Annotated in this window: 7 protein-coding genes; all 7 read right to left on the bottom strand. The window is 38.3% G+C overall.

Going from position 1 to position 7,655, the window contains the following annotated elements; translation table 11 throughout:
* Nucleotides 1–344 precede the first annotated feature (344 nt).
* The gene (locus QZ562_RS17870) at nt 345–845 is read right to left on the bottom strand and encodes a chemotaxis protein CheW (RefSeq protein ID WP_293763199.1); all 501 of its coding nucleotides are present in this window, start codon (nt 843–845) and stop codon (nt 345–347) included.
* A 20-nt stretch (nt 846–865) separates the two neighbouring features.
* Nucleotides 866–2,824, bottom strand: coding sequence for a methyl-accepting chemotaxis protein (locus tag QZ562_RS17865; protein ID WP_293763197.1), 1,959 nt, complete (start codon nt 2,822–2,824; stop codon nt 866–868).
* Between the two features lie 246 nt (nt 2,825–3,070).
* Nucleotides 3,071–3,580, bottom strand: coding sequence for a chemotaxis protein CheW (locus tag QZ562_RS17860; RefSeq protein WP_293763195.1), 510 nt, complete (start codon nt 3,578–3,580; stop codon nt 3,071–3,073).
* A gap of 29 nt (nt 3,581–3,609) precedes the next feature.
* Entirely contained in the window at nt 3,610–5,820 is a 2,211-nt protein-coding gene (locus tag QZ562_RS17855; RefSeq protein ID WP_293763193.1) for a chemotaxis protein CheA, read from the bottom strand.
* A complete protein-coding gene (locus QZ562_RS17850) occupies nt 5,817–6,134 on the bottom strand; it encodes an STAS domain-containing protein (RefSeq protein ID WP_293763191.1) in 318 nt (105 codons plus the stop codon). Before QZ562_RS17850 ends, QZ562_RS17855 begins: the two co-directional genes overlap by 4 nt.
* A 59-nt stretch (nt 6,135–6,193) precedes the next feature.
* Entirely contained in the window at nt 6,194–6,559 is a 366-nt protein-coding gene (locus tag QZ562_RS17845; RefSeq protein WP_293763189.1) for a response regulator, read from the bottom strand.
* A 14-nt stretch (nt 6,560–6,573) separates the two neighbouring features.
* On the bottom strand, nt 6,574–7,655 hold a 1,082-nt coding region (locus QZ562_RS17840), incomplete at its 5' end, for a methyl-accepting chemotaxis protein (RefSeq protein ID WP_293763187.1).

Raw genomic sequence — 7,655 nt, 5'->3', positions numbered from 1 at the left:
CTTCATAAGTGTTTATTAACGCTTCATATTTCAAATTTGATACATTTTAAATTATTTAAATTATTTAAATTATTTAAATTATTTTAACAAATACTTAAATTTAGATTATTTCAGCCGTCTCGTTATCTACTTAGTCAATGCTATAGCATCAATTTCAAAACCGTACTAATTGATGCTCAAATACCAACTTTTACTTTTTAAAGACATATTCTTTATTGTATTTTCAAAAAAAGCGACAATACGGATAAAGTCGCCTCTCATAACGCTAACCAGTTGAAAATATTTGTGCAGGACACTTATTTTTTAGCAAAGTGTCCTGTGGCATAAATCAATCGACACACATCTTAAAATAAAGAAAGCTCATCTATCGCTAGAATATTTTCAATATTCAGTAAAACTAATAGCCGTTGGTCTACTTTTCCCATTCCTTGAATAAAATCGGTACGGATCTTGGTACCAAATTCAGGGGCCGGGACAATTTCCAATAATGACACATCAATCACCTCACTCACCTCATCAACAATAATACCAAGGACCAAACTTTGTTCATTACTCTTTATATCAACGATAACAATGCTGCTTCGCCTAGTACGCTCGGAAGGTTGTTCCGAGAAGCGCTGCGCCAAATCGATCACAGGTACAACATTGCCACGAAGATTAACCATCCCTGCAATATAACCTGGCACCATCGGAACACGAGTAATATTACTAAAATCGGTTATTTCATTTATTGAAAGAATGTCTATCCCATAAATCTCATTGTTTAACACAAAGGTTAAAAATTTCCGGCTATTGTTGCCAGCAACTGATTTTAAGGGTTTTGGCTGAGATATATTTTTTTCCATAACTTAACCACAAGCCCCTGTTAAAAACGTTCAAATTTTGATTTATCAACTGCTGCAATATTAGCCCCTGAATTATCATACTGCTCTAATGAGGAGTTTTTGTCAGATGGTTGCTTAAATTGACCAGAGTTAGATGAATCGGTTCCTTTCATACGAAAAAATGAGACAGCACTAGTCAAGTTTTTAGACTGGGCCTGCATTTCTTCAGCTGTTGCCGCTAGTTCTTCTGAGCCTGACGCATTTTGCTGTGTCACTACGTCTAACTGCTGCATCGCTTTATTAATTTGTGCAACACCCGCTGATTGCTCTTCTGATGAAGCACTAATTTCTTGAACCAGTCCTGCAGTTTGAATAATATCTGGCACCATTTTTTCAAGTAATGTGCCAGCTGTTTCCGCAATTGCTACACTGTCTTTGGTTAGATTACTAATTTCAGAAGCGGCTATCTGACTACGCTCGGCCAACTTCCTTACTTCGGCAGCCACTACAGCAAATCCTTTACCATGCTCACCGGCTCGAGCGCCTTCAATGGCAGCATTAAGGGCCAACATATTGGTTTGATAGGCTATATCTTCTATGATCGAAATTTTATCCGCTATTTGTTTCATGGCTACAACAGTGTCACTTACAGCTTCACCACCTTGTTTGGCGGCATCTGCTGAGACAGTGGCAATAGTATCCGTGTTTGTTGCATTTTCATTATTTTGAGCAATAGATGCACCCATTTGCTCTATTGAGGCACTCGTTTCCTCAACACTTGCGGCTTGCTCGCTAGCAGCTCCACTTAAAGATGACGCGGTATTACTCACTTGAATAGCGGCAGCTGATATTTGTTGTGAATTAGATAATATCTGCTCAACAACCTCAGTTAATTTATTCCGCATGGTAATGATTTGAGCCAAAATACCTGTGGTTTTAGATTCATCCATATCAAGTTCAACATCCAGTCTACCTAATGCAATATTTCGTGCTATGTCGGATACGACATTAGGCTCTCCGCCTACCTTGTGTAACACATCTCGGATAATAATAATTACAGTCGCTATGCCCAAAAGCACTGCCACTAATGAAACCCAAGTGACTATACTTTCTGTAGTTTGATTATTGTCTTGAACTTCTTTACCAAGTTGCGCTTGGCTGTCTTTAAGAGATTCTTTTACCTCATCTGTATTTTTAGCGATCAGTGGACCCCGCTCATCTAACATAACTTTAATAATTTCGTCGCTTTCTTGTATTATGGTATAGGCAGCTTTTAAGGAATTGACATAAAGATCCAGTTCGTTACTGAACTCTCTTAACTCATCGCTACTTTTTTCATTCGAAAGGACATCTTCCAACGCAATCACATCCTTAGGGAGCTTGGTTGAAAGTTCTAATATAGCGCGATTATAATCCGCGTCGTCGCTACTTTGGAGATACTTGACAACATACAGACGGCCTAGTAGGAGCCGCTTTTGAGCTTCATTAGAAAGGAATGTCGAGGTGATCTCTCTCTCACCGTAGGATCTATTGATGATAGAACCCATTATTTCACGTGTTTTGATGGCCTTAACATATAATCGATTGTTAACTTCGTCTTCTCTTTCCTCGTTCAATTTGACAACGGTACTAAAATCTTTTTTATATGCACCAAGTTCTGATTCAACCTTTCTAATGAGTTGAGCTCTTTTAGAGTCTAACAAAGCTATTTTTGCTCTATCAACTAGTGCGGTGGTCGCATCTCCATATTCTTGGAATTGACGTATATCCTTGTCGTCTTTACTGATAATAAAATCTTTTACCTGCATACGGGTGCCTATCATATTGGTTTGCAGGTTCCTTGCTAGGTTAGAATCATTCGCTAATCCACGATAGTCGCTAAAACCCGTGCCTGAACTACCTATTCCTAATAATGCACTCGTCGATACTACTAACAGTAATAATATAACCAACCCAAAACCTGCTATTAACAAGGTTTTTAAATTTAAATTTTTTAACATGACCTAAGCTCTCTTAATATTTTTAGAAAATTATTTTTGAGTATTGCGCTGCATAAAAAGCTAAACACACACTTGATATTTTTATGGATAAACATGGATGTATGTCCATAACCTACTTCCTAATAGTTTAAATTTTGATGATTCAATGTAAAAGCTAGCTTCAACCCGTCGGTTAAAACGTCATTCATTAAAGACGTTTGCTAGTATGAACATTTCACATGTTCGTATATTAGTCCTAACAATCATTTAAGATTGAATAGAACTAATGATGGTAAAATCATCTACTGACATTACTTTTTCGACATTCAAAAGAATTAAGAATTCTTCATCTACTTTTGCCATTCCACTGATAAATGCGGTGTTTATTTTATCGCCTAATGAGGGGCTTGGTTCGATGTCATCAGCATTAATGTCAATCACCTCATTCACTACATCTACTGCGATACCAATATCGAGTTGCAAATCACTGTTCTTCACTTCAAGAATAATAATACTGGTGCGCCTTGTGAGAATCACCGGTTGTCCTGCAAAAAGAAGACCCAAATCTATTACAGGTACGACCCTGCCCCGAAGATTGATGACTCCTAAAATAAAATCAGGGGTCATAGGTACTTCTGTTACCTCTGAGTATTCAATAATTTCCTTAATATTAAGAATTTCAAGACCATATGATTTATCGATCATCTGGAACGTTAAGTACTGTTCAGTTTGTGATAAACCTTCAGTCACTTCGATGCTCTGTATTTGTTCTTGCATCTTTTTATCCGCCTATTTTTTCATTTAAGTCACAACGTAGAAGTTACAGATTGTTCATTTCCAGCGTTAATCACCAGATTGATCATTGCCGGGGTGTCAATCACCATAGCCACTTCACCGCTACCTAAAATGGTTGCACCACTGATGCCTTTCAGATTTTTAAATATTTCACCCAACGGCTTAATAACCGTTTGATGTTCGCCTAATAATTCATCCACAACAAAACCGGCTTTTTTACCCCCACATTGGACGACAATAATATCGTCCCTATGCCCCTCAGATGTGTTTCTTTGTTCACCGAATAATTCACTTAAATACATAAACGGCAGAATTTCACCGCGCAAATTCAAATAATTCGCCCCATTGCTTTCACCGCCTAGTGATACATCTAATTCAAGACATTCCTCTATGATGTCCAATGGCACAATATATTTTCCGTCTCCGACACGTATTTGAAAACCATCGATTATTGCCAGAGTCAGAGGTAACCGAATGGTGATACTGCTGCCTATCCCTTGTTCACTGGTTATTTCAATCGTACCTCGCAGTGATTCAATATTTGTTCGAACCACATCCATACCGACACCACGACCTGATAGATTACTAACCTGATCTGCAGTAGAAAAACCAGCCGTAAAAATAAGTTGATATATTTCCTGATCGGTTAATTGCTGGCCTTCTTGAATTAACCCATTTTGAAGCGCTTTACTGAGTAATTTCTCTTTTTGCAGACCTCGTCCATCATCTTTTATCCGAATGACAATACTTCCCGATTCATGAAAAGCATCTAAATTGACAATACCCTTAGCAGGTTTACCCAAAGCTATTCGCTCTTCAGGCAATTCAACACCATGGTCAATGGCATTTCTAACTAAATGCATTAATGGGTCACCAATTTTTTCTATTAGGGTTTTATCTAATTCGGTATCTTCACCGCTAATACACAGGTCAATCTCTTTGCCAAGGTCGCGACTAACTTCACGGACAACACGATTAAAGCGAGAAAAAGTTTCACCAATGGGCATCATTCGTAATCCCAATGCCGTATCTCGTACTTCTTCAACCAAGCGTAATAAGTTTTCCATTGCTTCATTCATTTTGGGGTCAGCAAGTCCTATGGCACTTGTTTCGGCATTCGCGGTACCAATAACCAATTCGCCCACTAAGTTCACTAAATTTTCAAGTTTACCTGCGTTAACTCGAATGGTTTGTTGTTCATTATTACGATTAAGTTTGTTTGTAGTCTGCTTATTTATTGCAGCATCAATGATGGTTTGGTCCACCACTTTTTGTTCAACGGCAATGTTCCCTAATCGAGATATTGCGGTGTTATCACCACGAACAGTGACGTCATCGATCATCACATCTTGAATATTTAAGACACCGTCTATTTCTAATTTTGTCAACGCACCACAGGCCAGTAAAATATCGCCAAGACGTAAATCCGTTTCTGGCAGTTGCTCAATCAATTGTATATATCTTTCTATATGGCTATGAGGTGGCAGGATCCGGATTTTGCAATCATCTTGTACAAATTCAAATACGTCCTCTATTTCAGCCTTATTACTGTTGGGAGCGTATAATGCTATTTCAAAACCCAAGTAACAGTTCTCAGCCTCAAATTCAGACCAAATGGGGATAGCATCACCCATGATAATGATACTTTTAATGACGCCTATTTTATTGAGGTATGAGATAAATGAGATGGGGTCCATTCCATTACGTAATGCATGAATTCCATAGCGCAATGATATATGCCAGTTTTGATTCTCAACCTCTTCGTTGTTTCCCTGCTCTGTGTTTTCAATGGTGGGTGTTGTCGAATCATCTAAAACAGAATCAAGGCCCAAATACTTATTTAAGCGCTCTATGAGTGCGTCATCTGTTGTTTTTATTGCCCCACTGATGTCAACAACGCCATTTAAAGCACTTTCAACTAGCACTTCTAAATGGTCCCGACTTAACAAGAATAGCGAAACCAATTCTTTATCAAGGGGAAGGGTCCCATCTCTAATATCACCCAATACACTTTCAACCACATGCGTAAATTCAACAACACTGTCTAATGCAAAGAGCCCTGCAGCACCTTTAATAGTATGAAAGGTTCGAAATAAATCATTAACCCCTTCTGCTGTTTCCGCTTTATTACTTAAATCATCTAAGCCAAGTAAGGCTTTCTCAGCGACCAGTAATAAATCTTCTGCCTCATCTGAGAATACTTGTAATCCTTCGTTGGTCATACGTTATCTCCCAGATTAAAAAGGCTATTAATACTATAATTTTTGAATAATTTAGTGACCACGTCACTCACTGCAGAAATCTCGAGCTCCTTGCTTTTTGAAATAAGCTCACGCCTTAGCGCTAATATCAATTGAATACCCGCGGTATCAATTTCCTCAACGCCACTCAAATCAAGATCAAATTTTTGATAAAGTTCAATTTCGCGACTAAGGTCGTTTTTAATCTCATTAATCGAATAAATGGTCATATCTTCTTCAATAGTCAACTTACATAAACCTTTAACAATGCTGTCTTGACTTATTTTAAGCGGCATCTGTTTTCCTATTTATCTGTTAATAAAATTAATAAAGCGTTACATATTTAATCTGTTCTTTATGAGATTAATTTTGATACAACATCTAATAATTTAGGTGGCTGAAAAGGTTTTACAATCCATGCTTTTGCACCTGCGCTTTTCCCTTCTTGCATCATTGTTTGACCGGCTTCAGTAGTTAACATGCATATAGGTGTAAATTTATACTCTGGAAGCTTTTTTACCTCTTTGACAAAGGTTATGCCGTCCATAATAGGCATGTTGACATCACTTACGATTAGATGAATTTTTTGTCCCGTTAGCTTATCTAAAGCATTTTGGCCATCACAGGCCTCAATAACATCATAGCCGGCTCCTCGTAATGCGATTCCGACAACGCTTCTGACTGAAGCTGAATCATCGACAATAAGTATGGTTTTTGACATGTTTTATTTACCCTCTAAAAAAATACAACTTCGCCATCGTTAGACGTTTCTTCATCAATATCATAAGCGACTTCATTGGAAAATTTATGATGAAATTCGCGTTCACTTGTCGTGGTATAATTGGTCGACATTTGCTCTAAAAAGTTTTGAATATTAAGATTTTCGTGATTTGGGATGTCCTCAGTTAGCTGAGATAGATTCCCTTTAACATGACCTAGAATTTGTGATACTCGATCTTGAAACTGAAGGGACACCAACGTATCTTCTATTTTCTTCCGAACACCTGAAGATAGTTCTTTGAGGTTCTGAGCATGATTATCGCGCGCCGCTTTGGTTTCATTATATTGCGCAATGACGGTTTCAATATTTTCATTGGCAGTAATAGTAAGCTCATTTCCGTTATTACTATCGACACTAAATCTGTCTTTTATATGATTAAACTGAGCGTTAACATTGCTAACAGTAGTAATGATATTAGCGGCTATTTGACCTGAACGATTGGCTAGGCTGCGCACTTCATCGGCAACAACAGAAAAGCCTCTACCTGCTTCGCCCGCTCTGGCAGACTCGATAGCCGCGTTCAGTGCTAATAAGTTTGTCTGATCTGCCAAGCCATTAATGACATCAATAATACCCAGCATCTTAGTGCTAGATTGGGTTAAATCTTCAACTTCTGTATGTGTCTCGTTAATCAAACTAACAATTTGCGTCATAGAATCCACGCACTCGTTTATGACCTTGCCACCTGTTTGTGTACTCTTAGAGGCAGATTGTATTGTTTCACTGACACCCACTGAGCGCTGGGCAACATCGTCCACGGCATTAGAGATTTGATGTGTTGCAGCGGTAGATTGTTGAGTTTTAGTTTCTACCTGAACGCTGGTTACGGCGAGTTCTGCCACTGCTTTTTCAAGGTGGCGACGAATATTCAACACCGTATTATTGCCATCAACAACCTCGGCAATGACCCTAGAAATATCATGTACCATCAAGTTGGCGGCAGTTTTTAGCTGCGTGAATTCATCTTTTTGATTGCTATTAGTTTTTAAACGACCCGAAAAGTCACCCTCGGCAACTTTTTTGAGAAACTTGTGCA

The sequence above is a fragment of the uncultured Paraglaciecola sp. genome (assembly GCF_913058035.1).
GTDB lineage: Bacteria > Pseudomonadota > Gammaproteobacteria > Enterobacterales > Alteromonadaceae > Paraglaciecola.
This window is presented reverse-complemented; position numbering and strand designations above follow the sequence as displayed.

What these genes read in the sequence shown, in the direction of transcription:
- QZ562_RS17850 (WP_293763191.1), bottom strand. Translation starts at nt 6,134, where the DNA reads ATGCCGCTTAAAATAAGTCAAGACAGCATTGTTAAAGGTTTATGTAAG.
- QZ562_RS17870 (WP_293763199.1), bottom strand. Translation starts at nt 845, where the DNA reads ATGGAAAAAAATATATCTCAGCCAAAACCCTTAAAATCAGTTGCTGGC.
- QZ562_RS17855 (WP_293763193.1), bottom strand. Translation starts at nt 5,820, where the DNA reads ATGACCAACGAAGGATTACAAGTATTCTCAGATGAGGCAGAAGATTTA.
- QZ562_RS17845 (WP_293763189.1), bottom strand. Translation starts at nt 6,559, where the DNA reads ATGTCAAAAACCATACTTATTGTCGATGATTCAGCTTCAGTCAGAAGC.
- QZ562_RS17860 (WP_293763195.1), bottom strand. Translation starts at nt 3,580, where the DNA reads ATGCAAGAACAAATACAGAGCATCGAAGTGACTGAAGGTTTATCACAA.
- QZ562_RS17865 (WP_293763197.1), bottom strand. Translation starts at nt 2,824, where the DNA reads ATGTTAAAAAATTTAAATTTAAAAACCTTGTTAATAGCAGGTTTTGGG.